The sequence below is a fragment of the Shewanella sp. SP1S2-4 genome, assembly GCF_031932075.1.
GTDB classification, from domain to species: Bacteria; Pseudomonadota; Gammaproteobacteria; order Enterobacterales; family Shewanellaceae; genus Shewanella; species Shewanella baltica.
The window spans coordinates 68,900-89,493 of the sequence record NZ_JAUOET010000005.1; the positions used below are offsets into that span (position 1 = coordinate 68,900).

At 42.1% G+C, this 20,594-nt stretch carries 12 protein-coding genes; 4 read left to right on the forward strand and 8 right to left on the reverse strand.

What is annotated here, in order from left to right:
• Window positions 1-560: 560 nt before the first annotated feature.
• The 7 genes from Q4Q52_RS07420 to Q4Q52_RS07450 form a co-directional block, all read right to left on the reverse strand.
• A complete protein-coding gene (locus Q4Q52_RS07420) occupies window positions 561-2,318 on the reverse strand; it encodes an ATP-dependent helicase (protein ID WP_311990234.1) in 1,758 nt (585 codons plus the stop codon).
• Window positions 2,318-4,261 (reverse strand): ATP-dependent endonuclease, encoded by a 1,944-nt coding sequence (locus Q4Q52_RS07425; RefSeq protein ID WP_006087120.1) that lies wholly within the window; start codon window positions 4,259-4,261, stop codon window positions 2,318-2,320. The genes Q4Q52_RS07420 and Q4Q52_RS07425 overlap by 1 nt, the downstream gene beginning before the upstream one ends.
• A gap of 491 nt (window positions 4,262-4,752) precedes the next feature.
• A complete protein-coding gene (locus tag Q4Q52_RS07430) occupies window positions 4,753-5,430 on the reverse strand; it encodes a hypothetical protein (protein WP_311990235.1) in 678 nt (225 codons plus the stop codon).
• A 743-nt stretch (window positions 5,431-6,173) separates the two neighbouring features.
• Window positions 6,174-6,614 (reverse strand): hypothetical protein, encoded by a 441-nt coding sequence (locus Q4Q52_RS07435; RefSeq protein WP_311990236.1) that lies wholly within the window; start codon window positions 6,612-6,614, stop codon window positions 6,174-6,176.
• Window positions 6,611-13,426: a SpvB/TcaC N-terminal domain-containing protein gene (locus Q4Q52_RS07440; RefSeq protein WP_311990237.1), complete on the reverse strand. Its 6,816-nt coding sequence runs from the start codon at window positions 13,424-13,426 to the stop codon at window positions 6,611-6,613. Before Q4Q52_RS07440 ends, Q4Q52_RS07435 begins: the two co-directional genes overlap by 4 nt.
• Before the next feature lie 213 nt (window positions 13,427-13,639).
• Entirely contained in the window at window positions 13,640-14,236 is a 597-nt protein-coding gene (locus Q4Q52_RS07445; protein ID WP_311990238.1) for a tyrosine-type recombinase/integrase, read from the reverse strand.
• A gap of 574 nt (window positions 14,237-14,810) precedes the next feature.
• Window positions 14,811-15,488: a TetR/AcrR family transcriptional regulator gene (locus Q4Q52_RS07450; protein ID WP_311990239.1), complete on the reverse strand. Its 678-nt coding sequence runs from the start codon at window positions 15,486-15,488 to the stop codon at window positions 14,811-14,813.
• A 229-nt stretch (window positions 15,489-15,717) separates the two neighbouring features.
• On the opposite strand from Q4Q52_RS07450, the gene Q4Q52_RS07455 reads away from it, so the two are divergent.
• Genes Q4Q52_RS07455 through Q4Q52_RS07470 form a run of 4 tightly spaced genes read left to right on the forward strand, consistent with a single transcriptional unit; the run spans window position 15,718 to window position 19,541 of the window.
• A complete protein-coding gene (locus tag Q4Q52_RS07455; RefSeq protein ID WP_311905452.1) occupies window positions 15,718-16,458 on the forward strand; it encodes an outer membrane protein OmpK in 741 nt (246 codons plus the stop codon).
• Between the two features lie 16 nt (window positions 16,459-16,474).
• A complete protein-coding gene (locus tag Q4Q52_RS07460; RefSeq protein WP_311905453.1) occupies window positions 16,475-18,235 on the forward strand; it encodes an aryl-sulfate sulfotransferase in 1,761 nt (586 codons plus the stop codon).
• Window positions 18,236-18,283: 48 nt separating this feature from the next.
• Window positions 18,284-18,898 carry a thiol:disulfide interchange protein DsbA/DsbL gene (locus tag Q4Q52_RS07465; protein WP_311905454.1) on the forward strand — a complete coding sequence of 205 codons (615 nt, stop codon included), beginning with the start codon at window positions 18,284-18,286 and terminating at the stop codon, window positions 18,896-18,898.
• Window positions 18,899-18,908: 10 nt separating this feature from the next.
• A complete protein-coding gene (locus Q4Q52_RS07470; RefSeq protein WP_311905455.1) occupies window positions 18,909-19,541 on the forward strand; it encodes a disulfide bond formation protein B in 633 nt (210 codons plus the stop codon).
• Window positions 19,542-19,649: 108 nt separating this feature from the next.
• On the opposite strand, the gene cyoE is transcribed toward Q4Q52_RS07470, so the two are convergent.
• The gene (gene cyoE / locus Q4Q52_RS07475) at window positions 19,650-20,582 is read right to left on the reverse strand and encodes a heme o synthase (RefSeq protein ID WP_311990240.1); all 933 of its coding nucleotides are present in this window, start codon (window positions 20,580-20,582) and stop codon (window positions 19,650-19,652) included.
• Between the last annotated feature and the right edge of the window lie 12 nt (window positions 20,583-20,594).

Below are 20,594 nucleotides of genomic sequence, written 5' to 3' on the forward strand. Positions count from 1 at the left end.
TTGACTCTTGTAATTGATTTTATATAGGTTTATTTTATAAGTGTATAGTGACCTGCCGTATAGGCAGCTGAAAATGAAAAACAAGAGAATGGTGATTGGTTGTTAACGTGACCTGCCGAATAGGCAGCTGAAAATAATACTAAACGTGAGAATGCCGCGATGTATTAGTGACCTGCCGAAAAGGCAGCTGAAAATAAAAACAATCGTTTCGACGTTTATGTTAATACAGTAAACTGCCGGATAGGCAGTAAAAGCCTCTTCTTACCCTATGTAGGAAGAGGCTTTTTATTGGCAATGCCCCAATTTTCGCTGGATAATTGTTTGAGTGGAAAAGTGCCTTTTTAAGCTATTCATAGCCATTAAAAAGCTAAAGTTTTATCAAATTTGATGAAAATCACTACCAACAAGACGGTAGAAGTGACAATAAATATTGATCAATCTCTAGTAAGCTTTGGGACAATTGTGAGTTACGATCCATAGAGCATTTTGACTATTCGGATTACTTCTAGTATTGCAACCATACGATCAGCATACATGTGGTGACTAAACTCCCTTATCCACTACACAATAGTAAATCCAACCGACTCTAGTTGTTGCCTTTCTGGTGGTTTCAGCGTTTTTACTGCCCAAATCAGAAGTTCTCTCGGCCTTGATGATGCAACATAAGCAAATCTAGCAGCCTCGCTATCAGGGTCTTTGAGCCAATCTTTCCAATGAGAATCACCTCCAGGGCGAGCAGATGATATAACTATGGTGGCACAGTGGGTTTCGCCTTTCGCCCCATGAATAGTTCCTTTTGCAAACTGCAAAGATGGCTTGTTAGTAACAGCCAATGATGGCGCAACTTCAAGCTTGGAAGAGCCGGTCGGAGAAATTAAGTTTACGTTTTTCAACGGAGCTAATGTGCTTGCAATAGCTTCAGTACAAAAGCTCTGCTTTGGGAGAGCTCGGATTAATACCTTTGCTTTTTTTGTCCAGCTTGACCACTCAACATCAAAATTATGTAAAGAGTTACTGGTCAAATATTTTAATGCACCATATAAAAACTTGCGCCATGAAAGGTTAGAGATAATAGATTGAGGGCAATTTAAACTGTTTGGCTTGTAACTTTCCTTTAAGTGATAACGAAGAAACTCTGAGAAGTGCTGTAAAGACTGATTTAGAGCTTCCATATTATCGGGATTATATAGCTTAACAGCGAGAGCTAGATTCTGAATGTTGTTTGGCTTGGCAACAGAAGTCTGGAATTTGTTCAGTATGGAGTGGCCTCTTGACACAACAACGTTGTTTTCAAACCCATCACATTTTTCCTCAAAAGAACTTATGAGTTCTGTAGGGCAATTGTCATACTGGAGCACTAAGCACCTTGGTTCAAGCCAAGTTATGTTGCCAACTATATTGTCACGACCAGTTAGCTTTGCACATAGGTTGACGATGTTTTGGCAACTTCTAAAATTTCTTGTTAGATACAAGCAATTAAAATTATTATCTTGTACAAACTGTTTAACTTTTTTGGGCTCAACTTTACGGAAGCCATAAATTGCTTGATGAAGGTCCCCAACAAAGTGGAGACTTGTTCCATTGCGGGCTAGTAGTTTTACAATTGTTAGTTGTAATTCTGATAGATCTTGACACTCATCAATAATAATTAGTGGGTAGCGTACTGCAAGCAAAGAAAAATAGCAGTTAAACTCCTTTTGCTTCAGTGCTTTATAGGCTAAATATTCAATATCTTGATAGGTTGCAAATCCGCCTCTGAGCATTTTTTTCTTGGTAGTGATCAAGTCTTGTATTTGCGCCTTTTCCAAGGCAATTGAATTAAGGGCTCTATCTAGCTTTTGGTCTGCAGTTGCAAAAATAAATTTCTTTTTTATCGGGTCAAAGGAGTAATGGTGGGCACTTATTCGCCCTCGTTCTGAAATTTCATTTTCAGTTCGATACCCTATATACGCACTTGGCTCAATAATGCGTATTGACGCATCTCCATTTTGTCCGACATAACCCGTGAGATCAGTAGATAGTGGCGAGACGATATTCTTGTAGATAAAACTGTCAAATGTACCTAAAAAATGGGGGAATTGGCTCTGACCTTTGGGTAGATACTTTGAGACTCTTCTTGCTAACTCTTCTGTAGCGCTGTTTGCAAACGAAAGTGCAGCAAGCCCACCTGGATGCTTCTCCCAAGCATCGATTTCCTTAGCAACCTTTGCTGCAACTACTTCAGTTTTTCCGCTTCCAGGACACGCTTCTAAAAAGGTGTTATCTTCGATGCTTGAGTGCACATAAGCGAGTTGCTCATCAGTAAATTCAACAGCCATTAGCTTTCCTCAGCAACATCAATTGATGAAGCCCACAGAATTGCATCCCTGATATATTTAGGGGCAGCAAAAGGGCGGCCCTCACGTTGAATTTTTTCGGTGAGCACTTGAGCAAAAATCCCTTTCCCAATCTTATCATCGTCAATTCTTTTTAGAATGTTGTGAGCCATTACTGCGACATCTTCTGGAGATTTTTTTGTCCAGTCTATCGAAGCTAGCTGTGTAAAATGTTCAACTATTTTGCTCGTTCCATTTTTTGGCTTAGGCCACAGAGAAGCGATGATTTCAGACATTAACGCAGCATTGTTTCCTTCCATAGCTAAGTCATATTCTAAAGTCTTGTAATTACTCACATATAGCCGAGCATTGGTTGATTTATTGATGGAATCAACTAGTTTGATGGCATGGTTAGTCCCGTCTTTCATATGACCTTCATAGGGCATGAAATCCTCTTCGATTTCTTTTGTTTTATTTGTATCTTTCGGATCGGGAATCTGCCTTGTTTGCTTCTTCGGTGGATCTAAATCTGTGATGCCAGCACATCTAATAGGAATGTTATTCCAGGAGCTCCTTTCTTCATCATTCTCGCCATTAATATTACAATATAACTGCATGAAATGATTGAAATAAATTCCGTTTAGGTTAATTGCTGAGATGCCTAAATCTTCAAGGTTTTGGCGTCCTACTTCTTGTTCTTTCAGTACTATTTCTGCCAAGGCTGGAATGATCATTTGTTCAGCAATCCCTTCTACAAGGATTACACCACGAGCAAACAATAAGTTTGATTTAGTTACATCTAACCATCGGTTTATGAACTGACCGCTAGTTTTAGGAAGTCCACAGGTACGCAGAGGAGTTGCTACTGGGGCTGGTGACTTGGACAAATGAATGATCGATTCAAGGTCTACAGAAGAGGCTAAAACGGTAGAGTGTGTAGTTACAATTACTTGAACATTTTTATTCTCCTCCGCCACTGATTTTAAATGATTTAACAGCCTTATTTGCAGCTGAGGATGAAGATGGGCTTCTGGTTCTTCAATAAGTAATAGCTTGAAAAGTGGTTGGTCTTCATCTTCGTCATCAAGCGTTAGCTCTGCCAAAATTGACGCAATATAAAGCAAGTTGTTATAGCCCAAGCTATTTTGACTGAGCTCACGGAACAGTTCCTGATCTTTTACAGATAAGTCCGGGAAGAAGAGTAAGGTCAGGCTTTCAGCAATTTTAGTAAAATCGCTTTTCGCAAATTGGATGTTGGTTTTTTGCCCAAAGTAATGCCCAACTGCCTTGGTCAAATTTTCATTTATTAGCTTACTAGCTTCTTTAATCCCTAATTTGCCGTCATCAGCCAATGATTCATTGAATTCTTTCAATTTAGATTCAAGAGGATGAAGTTTAGTGTCTCTTTTACACTCTTTTAACTGTTTACGATTTAGAGCTTTTAGAAGCTTTGATAGCCTAGATTGGCGTCCATTTGATAGGTTTGCCTCAGCGTCTCTTAGTGGTGGAAGGTAAATACACTGAACAAGATCTAGTAGCTCAGGATCAAACTGGGAGCTTCTAGATATCCCTCCCCAAATAACCTTTTTGAATCGCCCCCGAACTTCCTTGTTTTCAGCTTGCAGGTTTAACAGCGCAGTATTAGAGGCTCCAACCCAGGGAAGAAACGCAACTTTATCTGCTGCGTCTAACCCATCAAACTCAGCGCTGATAGAGAGCGATGAAGCATTTTTGCCTCCAGCGACAAAAGGGCTGAAAAAATCATCGCTAGTAATGCTATATCTACCTGATTCAGAATCGTGAAAAAGCTGCCTAATAGCGCTAATTATTGCCGTTTTACCTGCGCCATTTTCACCAACTATCACATTTAACCCGCCTGCTAATTGGACGTTAAACTCTTTTCCAAAACACCGAAAACCTTCAGTTTTTAAGTTACTTAAGTACATCCATTACCCTACCCACTTAAATAAATTCATTCTAACTGTTTGATATGGTTTCTGTAACTAATTTTGAAAACTGGCTGTTAGTAACTTAGCTATTACAGTTCTTAGCGTGCTGGACATGTTGTAGTGGCTACGGAATAAACCAATACACTCAGTATTCACACGTCACATTCGATAACATTTGTTAAGGCAAATTCGCATAAACAGGATGTGAGTGAATTTTTACCCTAAATGATAATGGGGCAAAAGCGCGTTAGTCCAAAGCCTGCGTAAAATGACAGTGTTCGGCGTGTGAATCAGACTAGGCAAATCTGATTCACCAACACGATTTTTGGACACTAATGCGTTAATGCAAAGGGTCTAAAAATAGGTAGTGGGTTTAGTTAATAATGGGTATCTATTAAAATTTACACTGACCCCTATATCTAAACACATATATCTACACAGAAACGCGTAGTAAAATGTGACGCTTGCAGTTGCTTGTTATATGAGCCTTAAGTATGAATTTCACATATTGTATGATCAATGTCATCAGCTAAACTAATAGCTGAGTTCAATAAACGATTAATGGAGTCAACTGAGACATCGATCTGCTTATTATCCTTGTCGTAACCAGCTCTATGTACACAATGATGACGAACTGCCACAGCTTGAAACAACCATGACAACTCAGAAAATTGATGCCCTAAAACTGACTCATACATTGGTTTTATTTTTTTTAGATCGTGAAAAATCAAATCTTTAAGGTATGTAGCAACAGTTGCCTTTAGCTTGTCCTTAGTTTGATATAATTCACCAAGTGTAAATTGCCTTTTTGAAAGCTCTGGGTTTGTTTCAATAAGTTTTCGAGTTAATGTTTCTGAGTTGCAAACTTCATGAATAAAAACTCCAGCTAAATAGGCCTCCACAGAGGAAACAACATGAGCATGAATCATTACTAGAAAGCTAAATTTCGCATCTACAGGTACTTGGAGGTTTAATATTGTATCTATGCTGTTTATTTGATCCATGAGCAATTGATAGTGATTTTTATCTTCACTATCTTTAAACCAGTCAAAGTCCTCTACATGAAAATCACCTCCACGAGGATTCCCGTCGATTAAATCATCGATAAAATCTGGATCGCTCGCACTTCGCCCATACATTTCACATAAATCTTGATAATCGCTCATATATCCATTCTTTCAGTAAGCGCCGAAATTAATGGGCTTTATAAAGTTTAGTGAACGGCTCGTCCGAAAAACCGACCGTTTAAGTTATTGATGAGTATAACCTTATATTTTATATGTCTTTGAAGTAAAGCAATTTAATGACTCTTACACTCAAATAAAAAATTAGTGGGGTCAGAGTAAACTTTATAAAACTCACTTTTGGACAAAAGCGTGATAGATTTTTTACTCTAGTCCATTAGTTTCGGATTAATATTTGTAAGGCAACTATTGAACGTTAGTATTAAAACCGATGAACAAGCCATCCTAAAGCGAATGATCTTCTAAAACTCATTTTGTCAACACTTGCAGCAGACTGAGCAGCTCAAAGCAGTAGAAGTGATCACCCATAAACAGCAGAAGCGATCAATTGCGTCAGTGTCATCAGTTTGGTGGCGCTGCACCAAATCGCCCACACGGCTGTTACAGACTGAACGCTTCTACTGGCAACGACTGCCCAAGCCGCTGGTCAAATTGCCCAGTTTTAGGCAAGAAAAAGCCTCTAGGAAATGGGGCTGAATGACAAAAGTGTTGTTGGTGAGTGGCTTAATCAAAGCCATCCTTGCCCGTAAGGTCTTTACCTCATATCAAAAGTGAGTGTGGTCATAAATCATCTCTTTTGGGTACAGCTTAAAGAAATGACACAGAAATTTGAACACTACCGCGCGCCCGTTTAATTCGGAGCTGACCCTGACCCCCATTTATTTTTAGTTAAGTTTTTTTGAGCTCCTTGCTATTTCTTTAACATTTACGATTGTTCCTTTATTAAAACCAGAATAGCCTCTATTTTGGGCATCAAAGGTACCCGAAACTCGTACAAACTGACCATTTAACTCCATCAGGGCTTCCAGCTTATCTGGAGATATTCCTGCAGGTAATTCCAAACTTATTGATGAACTAAATACGTCTTCTACCAAATATTCCTTGCTCGGATATAGCGTTGCTAAATCCAAATCAAACCTATATACACCTGTTACAATTATGTCGAGACTATGAAATTTATTTGGGTTAGTGAGCACTTCAAAAATAGACACAGCAACTGCACCTTGGTTGTTTTGTAATTCCGCTTCTGAACCTTGCGCTCTCATATGCATAATTGAACTCAGCAGCAATGTTAAAAATAGGAATACTAATCTTGGGTTAATCATCTTTTCAATGCCCTCTTAATTTCGCTGTTTGATGGGGTTGCATCAGCAGGTGACCAATTGGGAGGCACTGCAGCCCCTCTCAATGTTCTGACTTGATAGTTTCCGTTCTTAAACTCAAGAACCCTAATCGCCCCCTTAGGGGTTAAAATGTAGTTTGGTGCACCACTAATAACAGGAAATGCATGATCACCCGGGCCAGGCATTTCCCTCTTTTCAGTTATCAATTTGGCAACTCCAGAATGCGGATTATCACTTTTGACATGCGTATGTGCACTAAAAAGCACTTCTGATGGATCCACGTCGAAGGAACACCCCTTATTAGTGCAAGACGATGGAGGCACTGAAGTTCCATCCCGCATAACCACTATTGCTTGTTCCTTGGTATCGCTACCAAAGGCGTCAAGTATCTCAGTGGCCCTCTTGTCAGCATCTGCAGTACCGAGCACATCACTTGTGGGAATCGATGAGTTGGTGAGCTTTGAAGATTCACTCGATCCAGTTACTTCCATGTGACTCCCACTGATACCATTCTTAGCGACATTCTGTTTACCTACATTCGTAGTACCACCTTTACTTCCTGTAAATGAGAGTGAAATATTGCTGTCTCCACTCGAAACAGAAACTGATGTTACATTATAGGTTTGCCCGTCAGCAGTAATGTGAACGCTACCATCCTTAAAAACTTCCATTTTCTCAAATGTTTTACCAGAGATATCTTCCTCTATGTCTTCCGACATATAACCTGTTGGGTCTACACCGCTCATCGGATTATTGAGGATATACGAATACGGGTTCGCACTCTGGCTGTTCTGGGGGAACTGCAAGAACGGGTCCACACTTAAGAAGCGGCCGACATTAAAGTCGTATATCCGGCCGTTCATATGAATTAACTGCTGCTCATTCAAATGCTCGTGATTGGTGTAGCCCTTAGTCACGCCTTGCCAGGCCGTCAGTAATACATTGCCTGCGGCAATATCCCGTGGCCGGCCGAACACATCATAACCCCGGTATTGCAGAACTGCGCCGGTTTGCCCATCGATTAAGGTATCGACACTGCCTAAGTGGTCCCTTAAGACATGCTGAAATGGTGATTGATTGCCTAAGCTCCCTACATGGGCTTTCATCTTGATGGTGTGGTCACCGATGTAAGTCTTATCGATGGTGGCACTGCTGCTCACCTCACGTTCAAAACTGCCCACATAGTAGGTTGTCGTAACGCTGCTACCTTGCTGCTTAACCTGTTTATAGCGCTGACCATTCGCATCATAACTAAAGGTACTGGTAGTGCCATTACGTACGACAGTTAACGGCTTGTTTTGGTCATCGTAAGTTAAGGTCGCCCCATCGCCAATTAACCGATTACCATTGTTATCATAAGTAAAGTTGTAGGTTGTACCCCCGCGAATAAACTGTCTTATCGCGTTGGGGCCTGCATTACCCCCTAAACCTTTACCCACGTTACCATAGAGATAACTGCTGCCATAATCGCCTTTGACCAGAATATTCCCCGCGGCATCATAGTCATAATTGATAGGCGCATACGTGGTGCCTTTAACGGTTTTGGTGGAATTATCGACCCGCATCAGTTCATCGTAGCTATAATCCTCTGCAAAGCGGGTGATGGCATTTTCTTGCCGAACCAGATTGCCCATAGCATCGTAGTCATAGTTAAGATACTGAATACCGACCGTGCTACAACTGCCGTTATTACTGGTACAAATCGAAAGTGGAGAGCCCGCTTCATTGCGGAAGAATTGTTGTATCTTACCGTTGCTGAATCGTTGCTGGTTGATACTCCCTAAGGCACTGTATGCCTCAACCGTGCGTAGAGACAATTCACTGCCATCGGTAAAGCGTTGATAGTCTTCAATCAGATAGCCGTTATCATTGAAACGGTAAGCAACATGCTCACCACTGGGGAAGGCCATGGCCTTGAGGCGACCAAATTGACTGTCGTAGGCATACTTTTCAGTTAAGTTAAGGCCGCCCATTTGCGTGATGGTTTGTATCATTCGCCCCGCGGGATCGTAACTGTGGGTTTGCGTGTGCCCTGTAACACTGGCTTGATATAATTTGCCATTACCGACCGTGGTGTCATACACCCAAGTGCGTGTAGTTTGGGTATTGGTTTGCTTTGTTTGTCTGCCCAACTTGTCGTAGGTAAACGTGGTGACGAGATCACGCGCATCAGTTTGGGTAGCTAATTCACCAAACTGGTTGTAACTGAATCGCCACTTACCCATATTGGGGTCATCAAACCATGCCTTGCGCCCCAAATCATCATATTGCGCTGTAATACGACTGCCGAGCACATCTTGAATGAGCACCGGTAAACCGGCGGCATTATAAGCAAAATAGCTGTGATGCCCTTTAGCATCGGTTGTACTCAGCAGTTGGCCCAAGCTGTTATAGCTGCGACTCATTTGGAGATTAAAATCACCCGAGACATTGATATCGGTTCGAATACCAGCATCATCATCACCATCAACAACATAAGTGTATTGCGATTGATAGGAGACCATGCCGTCGTCATATAACTTGTGACTGGGTCGGCCCAATACATCAAAGCCTTGATATTGCACGACTTCAGCCGTCCCATAGGATTGGGTTGGCCTAGTCTCGCTCACCAAATTGCCTCTAACGTCATAGTGTTTTTCGGTAATAATATCCCCAGCAAATCCAGCCGTAACGGTCTTCACCTCTCGATTTAAGCTGTCAAAATAGACGATGGTTTCCGGTTGACCACTGCTGCGCTGTGTGACGCTGTAGGCATAATTGCCAGTTAACCATTCCATACTGCTATACACGGTTGGCGTGACGACTGTGGCCCCTTTAGCGCTGCTGCCGCTGCTGGTGATTTTGCCGATAAAATTCACGATATTGGTGGTGGTCACACCGTTGATATCTATCGAGGTGAGCACTGCACCAGTCAAGGGGTCGTATTGCGTTGTTGACGACGCAACGCCCGGCCACTGGGCATTAAATGTTTGATACACAAAGTAACCATCATTACTCATGGAGACTTGGGTATAGCGGTCACCGACCGTGGTTTTTAATGCATGCCCATAGGGGTCATAAGCACTAAATTGCGTCGTACTTCCAGTGCCAGTTAAGGAGCCAATACCCTCGACCTTAGTCGATGTGAGCGCCATTACACCCTGCTCATTGGTACCATAGGTATGAGTGACTCTTTGTCCCGTTGCGGTGTTCGCGGGATTAAGCACCACACTTTCATGGGTTGTTTTATAGGCTACCGTTTGATTGGTGCTGCTCACCGTCGGCATTAACCAGCCGAGACTATTCGTAAAAGCTTGGTTAGTAGTTTGAGTATGCAGCACCGTATTGTCTTCACTGGTAACCGTGTTTGAGGTCACTTGGCAGTGGGCATTTTTAAGTGTGGTCTCTTTGACCGTTGAAACTCTGGCACTTGGGTTAACAGTCCATTTTGTGGTCGTGCTTTCTTGAGGGTAAAAACACGCGCTTTGGCCGACCACATAACTACTGGATAAAGGGGAATTTTTCTGTACTAAATACTGACTAAGAATGCGGTTATTTCCATCGGTGACTTTTTTGTTCTTCACCATCCCGGACCAAGGGAAGGTTTGTTCAAATTGAGTCAGAGTGGTGATGCTTTCACTATTAAGCGCATCGGAGCGGGTTTCAATGATGTCGCTAAAACCTTGAAAACCACGGCCTGCGACATGAAAACGGGCATTTTTATAGCTGTATTGGGTGGTATCGACCCCGCCAACCCCATTATCGCTCTTTAAGGTTGACACCACTCGCATGGTGTTGGTGAAGTAAACATAAGGATAATTTAATGTCGGTTCAGCAACACTATAACGTTGCTTCAACTGAGCATAATCCAGTTGAATTTTCTGCCCCATGCCAGTATTAACACTATTGATAACAGTATCTTGTGTCGTAGCATGGGCAAAAGCCAAAAATCCAACCGGATAACTGCTTGGCTTGCCACCTTGCTTACGGCCATAGAACCAAGTGCGCTTGACTGCATCCGACTCAAAACCCACCCCGGAGACAAAATCGACGCGGCCATCGCCCGTTAAATCAATCGGTGATAGTGTTGCTAACGCGCCATAAATCGGTAATTGCACATCGGTAAAGGTTTTACCATCAGGGTTGGTGAGCAGTACGTTCCAGTACCACACATCATATTCATAAAATTTTGGCGCAGAAGCCCCATCTACCGCCGCACACGCTTCATTAGTGCTCCAGGCCCAACATTCGTAAGTATATTTTTTACGAAATCTATCAGGATACAGAATGTCTTGGCGGCCATCGCCGTTATAATCGACAAATTGGATAAATTGCTCATGCACATAGCCTGCTGGCCCTCCATGGAGAGGGTCCTCGGCAATCTTGCCACCATCAACAGTCCAGGCGAGCTCTTTCATTCCCGTGTTATAAGGCGCTTCAAATAATCCGGCCCCTTTGTTAATAATGATGTAACGAGTAAAAAAGTTGTCGGTACTTTTGACTTTGTGCAGGGTTAAAATATCGCTTAGCCCGTCACCATTAAAGTCCACCCATCGACTGGGGGTGGCGCGATACAGCGTATTGACACTAATGGCAAAGGTTTGGTTTTTCTCGATAAATGAAACCGTGTTATTCGCACGGTTAAAGACAACCTTGTACCATTTTAGCGTTGAATTAAATTGGCTTGGCGCTAAATCTGGCACGCCATCACCATCCACATCGATGGGAATTAACGGCTCTGCAGCGCTGACACTGAAACTGCCGCGATAATCAAAACCATCACCCACAGCTTTACGCTGGTAAGCCTTATAGGTGATAGTGAAATTACCGACACCGGCTTGCTTGTTGGTGGCTAATAGAATGTCCTTGCGACCATCCCCATCGAAATCCATGACATGGCTAGTGCAAAATACATCTCCAAGCATTTGAGATACTGAAGCATAGCACGTGGCATTAATGCCAGTGGCATAGGCACGCTTTATGCTGCCATTAGGTTGTAAACTGGTGATGATTAACTGTGAATTATTATCGGTGTAGACAAAATCATCGGCCCCATCAAGGTCATAATCAATGGCACCGTTGACCACATTGGTACTGTATTCATTGGCAGAGGGAACGCCATCGCCATTAACGTCTCCGGCCCAGTTTTCAGCACTCTTATATGGCAAAGTTCGATAACTGACCTTTCTACCACCCCGAGAAAGATAGATACCATCTAATGGAATCGATAAATCCGCCACGCCATCACCGTCATAGTCGTTGTCTTTGCGCACAGCCAAACCGACGGTGTAATTGTCATTAATGGAGGCAAGCGCATGATTTGTTATCAAGTTATGCTGATAAATACGCTCAAACCAACCAAAATCGGTATTCAGACATTGGCTGGGGTCAGTACCATCACAGTAAGATAAGCTGGCAAGTCTCGCCGCATCGTTACGCGCTGCTGGAGAGAGGGGCGCATAATTGAATAGCCACTGCGCTTTTACGCCACCATCAATCAGTACATCTATACTACTCATGCGCTTATTGTTAATGCTATAGCCACCCCAGTGGTAACTGGTTTCTGCAGGCACAGCCGTATAGTTAACGTGCACGCTGCGCGAACCCTGAGTGCCTTTATAGCCGGTGTAATAAATATCTTGAAGGTATCGATTCCCTGCTGAAGAAGTATCGTAAAAATACGTGACTTCATTTCCATGCGAGTCTTGCGTGAGTTGTTGCAACCAAGAGGACGCAACACTAATGCCTACAGGGGTAATCCTACTATTAACATCGCCCCCTAAAAGATGGTAGGTACCATTAGCTTCATACACTTTGAAGTAAACTGAACTCGTGTTGAGCGCGCCACCGAGCTGTTCGATAATGACAGTGGAATTACGCTCCGTTTTATAGAACGTACCTAATGCCCCGTAAACACCCCGCACGCTGGAGTTGGGGGCTGTCGTCACCACAAGTCGACTACCGCTGTAGCACAACTTGTCATTACTGCTGTAAGTTGCATTGCTTGCGGTTGCATCTAAGTCATAGATTTGGCTACAGCGTGAAATACTGGAATACGCTGACAGTGACCAGCCCATTCCGGCCAAGCCTTCTCCGGCTTGGCTACTGTAATTAAGTGATAGCGAGGGCTGCATACCATTTCGCCCCGGCGCGACTGTTAGCGGCACGGTGTAAGAAAACGCGCCACCATCAACCGTCGCTTGTCCTTGAATTTCGCCGACTAATTCATCAAACGCAGGTGACGCTAACGAGTTGCTGGCATCCGGGATGGTCGCAATACTGGCTAGGGTTGATGACTGAGAGGGGGTGCCACCTGTTGGTGCGGTACCAACAAGCGTACTTGCGCTGTAGGCACTACACAATGAACCTTTGCAGGCATTGATACGGTAGTAATAACCTGGGAGCGTTTTACCCGATAAATTGATATAACGAGCACTTGTCCAGCTAGTAGGGCACACAGTACCAGTGACATTATCGAGTGCAGGGGCCAATGCCATTGACATTAATGATACACCATTATCGGCATTACCGAGCCCACTATAAACACTGCCCCATGTGCTACCGTTGGTAGATTCCTGGATATTAACGGCAGTGACTTCACATCCTATATTCCAATGTAATTCGACACTTGACGAATATCGACTACCGGAAAGAGAAGGTATTTCTATAGGTAAAGGAATACTCGATAATACAGGATCAATCTCGGCATCGGGTTTCGTCAGCGCCGCCTCACTCGGTGCTACGCCAACCAGTCCACATAGTAATATTAAAGCGGCAAAAGATGATTTACAGCGCTGCGTCCATAGCGGCAACATGGCATTCCCTTTAGTTTTAGTTCCTATTTTTGTCAAGTGACAATACGAAAATAAACACATCTTGGCAACATAGAGTAAACACTTTATTTTATTTTTGAAATCGGGGGGGTAATCATGTTCTCTCATCGAGAATGAGCGGATTATTTTTAAGACGCAATACCGCTACACCAAGGCAATAGGGATGGTTTAACCATCCCTATTGCCTTGGTACACTTACATTTCAATGGATTCAGATATTCGCAGTGCATCTTCAATCTCAACACCCAAGTAGCGGACGGTATTATCCAACTTGACATGGCCAAGCAAAATTTGAATCGCTCGAATATCTTTTGTTCGGCGGTAAATCAGCGTGGCTTTGGTTCGGCGCAGTGAATGCGTGCCGTATAATTCACTATTTTGGCCTAACTGACGCGCCCAGTTTTTGACTATAGCGCGGTAATAACTGTAACTCATCGGTTGATGAGCACATCTTGGGCTCGGAAATAAGTAATCCTCTGCGGTGAGCCGCTGTTCAAGTAACCAAGAGGTCAAACAATGTTGGGTTGGTGGCGTAATTTCAAACTGCACTTCACGGTGGGTTTTACGCTGTGTTAATCGCACTCGCGAATTGATGATGCCTGCAGAGGTAATGTCTTGAACCTGCAAATGCAGTAAGTCACAAGCGCGCAATTTTGAATCAATCGCTAAATTAAGTAACGCTAACTCTGCAATATTATGCTCTAACTCTAACCGAGTGCGAATGCGCCAAATCTCTTCCAATTTAAAAGGTCGTTTTTGGCCCATGGGATGACCTTTATTCCAAGCGTCCATACAAACCTCCTCAGGTTGTGATGAATAGACACTTAAATTTTAGGAAATGGTGCGCTTAATTGAACACATATGGATTATAAAATCTCATGGATAAATGGAATTAAAGCGGAGTCTAAAAATGGAGTGCTAAATTGCTTTGGGGCAATTTCGATTTAGAAATGGCAGCGCAACTATGCGATCGCTGCCATTTTAGTATCAAACTTATTGCTCCCCACAGTTACAGTTGAACAATTCACAGATAGAGAGTCATTAAAGACCGCTAAGAAATTTGCGCAAGATCTAGATTTAAGAAGATAGGTCGCTAGTAACGAATGCTGGATACTCAGTTAAGCAACTTTTCAATGCCCATTTTGATTCACTGGTGGCTAGATTAGCAATACAACCAATACTGTTTAGATCAATTGTCAGTTTGCAAAGGTTTAATAGTCATTTGTAGTAAAGTTACATTTTTCACTTGAGTTATTTTGTGGCTGTTCCTATTTGTCAGACTATGGGTACATTTTATGTCAATGTATGGTTACATGATTTAGCTAAGTAATTGTTTCTGGCTATACTGCTATGTCATAGTTTGGTTTCAGCGACAAAGTTTTCTACGTAATTCTTGGGCATTTCGAAGAGTTTGAGGCTTGATACTGTGGTTAGGGCATAATTCTTTTAGTAATTGTGTAATAAAGCGTGCATTATCAAAGCGTAACTCTTCAGAGTATTCCTTGCCAGTATAAGTGTTGTTTATCATTTCTCTGCCTCTAAGATAGGTGCATAAAAGATGGCAAAGCTGGTTAATTTGTTCGTCTGTTGCCTGAATTTCCTGTTGTTCTCTTGCTTGAATAAGAAGTTGAATAGGCGTTTCCCAATATTCTCTTGCTAAGTGATTTAATTCTTTCAAGTGAACTGAATTAGCATTTTTAAATATTAACCTATTACAAGAAATGGTTGAAATTGCACTATGGAGTGAGTGTTCTTCTGTAAATTTTATCTCTTCTAAAATATAAGCAATAAATTTTTCAAGTCCACTATTATCGTTAAAGTTAATCCACCATCGCATTGTAAGTGTCTGATTAAAAGCTCTAGTTGTAAGTGCTACTAAAATATCCTCTTTCGTTTGGAAAAGACTGTAAAACAAAGTTGTAGATATGCCTAGGCCTTTAGTGAAGTCTGAAATCTTTAAGGATATAACTCCTTTTTTTGCTATGATGGCCTCTGCTCTGTCCAAAATAGCCTCCCGAATCTTTGCATGTTCTAGCTTGTCCATGCCATTAATACTCTATTATTAAATTTTTTTAATCATAATTGTTTATGTGTTTCTTTTCTTTTCTCGGTTTAAAAATTGTGATCGTTAGCTCGTTAAAATAAATTTTTATTTTATGATGATTTTGTTTCAAATTTTTAAACAAAAAAGATTATGTTATTTTTTGTGTGACCGACGTCAAAAAATAACCCTTTTCAAAATGAATAATTGTTTATGTCGAATAGGGGGTAACATGAAAAAAATATTATCTTGTTTATTACTTTTTCCAGCTTTGTTTTCAGCGTCTTCACAGTCAGCAATGTTAGCTGTCGAGGCTGGTGTAATGGATTGGCAATCCAAAGCATCTGATTATTTTGGTGAGGCCAAGGATAATAATCCATTTGTTAAGGTTAAAGGTTTTACAGCTAATGAATATGGCGATTTATATGGTCATGTGACATTTGAAGATCCTGATGACAATGCTATGTATGGGACTGAGATTAATTTAATCGGCCAAATTAATCTGGGAGATAGCGATTGGAATTTATATGGTCAAGTATTTGATAAAAGCAAACCTAAGTGGGGAGAAACAAACACTTTATTAGGTATTAGCTGGGATAAAGATATCGATGATTATTATCTACAGGTTGCTTTAGCCGGTCATTATGTCGATGCCACTTATCAAGCTTTTGATAAGGACTTTGAAGGTGGTTTTAATGGTGGTTATTTTTACGTAATGTTGAGTAAAAACCTCAATGTTTTCGATCAGAACTTTAAATTAAGTTGGTGGCAAGAACATTATTTTGCTCGTGATGATGAATACTTGATTATGGCCGGTGATGGTAAAGATTTTGGTTTTAACGGTCAGTTTTCTGTTAATTGGAGTTTTACTGAAAATTTGAGTTTAAATCTAAGTTATCGTTATGCAGAAAATAATTTAGGTAAACAAGGGTATCAAGACGCTATTTTTTATTCTGTGCAATACAAACTTTAATTCTATGGTGACAAATATGAAACTGAAAAAGTTATGTTATTTAATGCTGATGTCATCAGCAGTATCATTAGCGGGTGTTTCAACTCAGGCATTAGCTGGTGGCGATTTACCTGGAACAAGTTCAACTGCGGTTGTTCAAGGACAATTAGGCCATGTGTATGTAGACCCATACAAATTTAGTCCATTGGTTGCCGTTATTGATTTGGGTGGAAAATCAATTTCTGATGTAGCTGTTACTGTAAAAGGTAAGGGTAAAAAGGGAATTGATATTAAGTATCCCGTAGGGAAAGGTCAGCTTGATACGCATAATGGTATTCCTGTATTTGGTATGTATCAAGACCACCTTAACTTAGTTAAAGTCAGTTATATGATGGCTGGAAAACGTGTTAATGAAGAATATAAAATCCGCACGAGCGCGTTGCCACATTTACATATTGATGGTGCAGATCGTACTCAATATGAATATGAGCCATTAAAAGTTGCTATGGGTTTTGAAGACCGCTTCTACCTCGTAGATGGCCAAGTAATTCCACCGAATATTCGAGATCACTGGGACTGGATCCCAACACAAAATATCATCGATACCAATGGTGATGTACGTTGGCATATGAATAGTGATGTTATTTACGATCGTCCAGGTGGGTCTATGGGTTTCAAACAAACCCGCGATGGCAAATTGGTATTTGGTCAAGGGTTGATGTTTGAAATGAACCAAGGGTTCTTAACGCCTTACTATGCCAAGTATGACTTTATTGGTAAGCCAATTTTCAAACGTGAATTACCGCGTGGCTTCAATGGCTTCTCCCACGAAGTTACCGAAATGCCCAATGGCAATCTTTTATTGCGCGTTGGTAAACGTGACTATGTGACTCCCGAAGGGTTGAGGGTTGATACCGTTCGTGACCATGTGATTGAAGTGGATCAAAACGGTGATGTAGTTAAAGTTTGGGATTTTAACAAAATTCTTGATCCAATGCGCGACACCGTTCTGAAATCATTAGACATGGGGGCGGTTTGTCTAAACGTCGACATGTCTAAGAATGGTCAAACAATGACCTCCGAACAATTAGCAAATGAACCTTACGGTGATGTTGCTGGTGTTGGTACAGGTCGTAACTGGTTACACGTTAACTCCATCGGATACGATCCAGTTGACGATAGCATTATCATCAGTTCTCGACATCAATCTGCAGTAATCAAAATTGGCCGTGATGACCAAGTTAAGTGGATTTTAGGCACTCCAGAAGGTTGGAAAAAAGAGCTTGCCAGTAAGGTGCTAAAACCTGTCGATGCGAAAAACAATCCTCTGAAATGTGATGCCAAGGGTTGTGAAGGCGACTTTGACTGGACTTGGACACAACACACGGCATGGCCTGTTGTTGACCGTGGCACAGTAACAGTGTTCGACAACGGTGATGGTCGTGGTTTAGAACAGCCTGCAATGCCATCAATGAAGTATTCTCGTGGTGTTGAATACAAAGTTGATATGAAGAAGATGACCGTTCAACAAACGTGGGAATACGGTAAAGACCGCGGTTATGAATGGTATAGCCCAATCACGTCTATTACTGAATGGCAACCCGATCATAAGACCATGTTTATGGCATCAGCTTCAGCAGGTTTATTGGAGGGGGATAAGGCTCCTGAACATTGGATTACCGAAGTGGATCCTAAAACCAATGAAATCAAAGTTGAAATTAAAGTGAAAACCCTGACAAAGCACGAGCCTGGTTATCGTTCAACCGTTGTTCACCCTGAGAAAATGTTTAACCGTTAATCTTATTAAGGACGGTGGCGTAGAGCCACCGTTTAACTGGAGTTTATTATGTTGAAGAAAAGTCTTGTTGTCTTAGGCGCTATGTTATTATCCTGCTCAGTTTCTGCGGCTAAATTTAGCGAAGGTGAACATTATCAGTTGTTAGGCGATGCCAGCTTTAATGCACCAAACCAAGTGGTAAAGGTGTATTCCGTAAACTGCCCATTCTGCTACAAATACGATAAATCAGTGACACCTGGCATGGTTAATAACCTGCCTAAAGGTGTCACTTTTGATGCTTACCATATCACGACTAAACCGCCATTTGGTGCTGAGAAAGCGCTAGTACTTGCCTATGCAAAAACTCAATCAGAAGAAGCATATAAAGCCGCTAAAATGGCTTTTTATAAGCACTATCACGATGACAAAATCCATTTTACTACGGCAGATGAAGCAATTGATTTCGGCTTAAAGGCTGCCAACTTAGATAAAGCTGCCTTCGATACTGCGAAAAACTCACCAGAAGTGAAAGCATTACTAACCAAGTGGGATCAAGGCGTTGCTGTGGCTAAAATCCAAGGTATTCCAGCCATTGTGGTTAATGGTAAGTATCTCATCAATACAAAGTCTATTCGTAGTATGCAAATGCTTGATGAATTAGTTGCTGAGTTAGTGGCGAAATAAGGAGGAATTAATGACGGTATTTAATTCACTCATTAAAGATTTCACACAAGCTCCAGTTCCTACGTTAGCTCGTTGGCAGGAAGGTCGAGTGCTGTGGGCAGTGATGCTTTTCGCTGCAGTATTTCTACTTTTGTCAGCTATGGGATATTTTCAGGTCTTTCTCGGCATGGCTCCCTGTGAATTATGCGTTTATATCCGATTCAGCCAATGTTGTATTGTAATTGCTGGCGCGATTATCTTAATCAACCCTAGAAACCATATTCTGAAAGCGATCGGTGTTGTGCTAGCGGTGTATGCGGTCGCTCAAGGTATGGATTGGTCTATTAAGCTCATGCATATTCATGATGCCGCACATCTGGTTGTAGATGAGTCAATGGACTTTTTTGCTGAAGCTGGCTCTGCAGCAGGCTCTGCTTGCTCTACTGAACCGCGATTCCCGCTTGGTTTACCATTAGATAAATGGTTGCCTTTCGAGTTTGCGCCAACAGGGGGATGTGGTGAGGATGATTGGTCATTATTAGGGATGAATATGGCGCACTATTGCATTATTGCTTATACCGTATTTGCTATCGGTTTGACGGCTGCAATTGTTGGTTGGCTTGCCGTATTACTTGGTCATAAATCTGCGAAAAGTCGTATTTAGCTTTATTGAGGCAATTCTGCCCAGTTAGCTTACTACGACTATATAGTTGTGCTTAATAAAAAAGCGCTAACCTAGGTTAGCGCTTTTGTTTTTGAATAAAGGTTATGTTTATCGCACTAAGGTAAACAGTGGGGTTTGACTGACCGCTTGAAAATCCAGCGCCATGGTTACACTGAGTGCTGTGATGGTAATAATTGAAAACCCAAACACTTGGCGAGCCCAGCGTTGCATGTCGACGCCGTGGCGATAACCTTTTAATGCCATGGCAAGCCACCACAGGCTGGTGGCACAGGTGACCGCCATAAAGGCGATACCTGTGTAACCCGCGAGTGGCAACAGTGCACTGACTAAGGCGAACACGGCAATATAAAGCACGATATGCAGTTTTGCTTTGGTCATGCCTTCTGCCACTGGCAGCACAGGAATATTGGCGGCCGCATAGTCATTAAAACGGAAAATCGCGATGGCGTAAGAATGTGGCATCTGCCATAGACTGAACATCAACAGCAAAATAGCCGCGCCCATGTCCATTTGGCCTGTCACACTGCAATAGCCAACCACGGGCGGTACAGCGCCCGAGAAGCTGCCAACCAAAGTGCCATACACTGAGTTACGTTTCATGTAGAGGCTATAAACCCCCACATATACTATGTAACCAATAACGGCAAATAGCAGGGCTAATGCATTGGTAAACAAGGCTAAGATGCTAAAGCCCAACACGCCTAAGGCGAGTCCAAACGCGAGGACGTTACCCACGGCAATTTCGCCCGTGACGGTCACGCGTTTGCAGGTTCGCTGCATCTTGGCGTCGATATCACGGTCAATACAGTTATTGACTGCGCAACCCGAGGCTACGACCAAGGACAATCCCACTAAGCTCGCCAGCATCAAGACCAGATTTACGTCGCCTTTGGCGGCTAATAAAAAACCGCCAGCAACGGAAATCAGATTCCCGAAAATGATGCCAGGCTTAGTCACCTGTACATACCCTTTGAAGCGTGCTTTCCATTGCGGTGACATAAATCTGTCTTGTATTTGCATAGACTGTTTCTC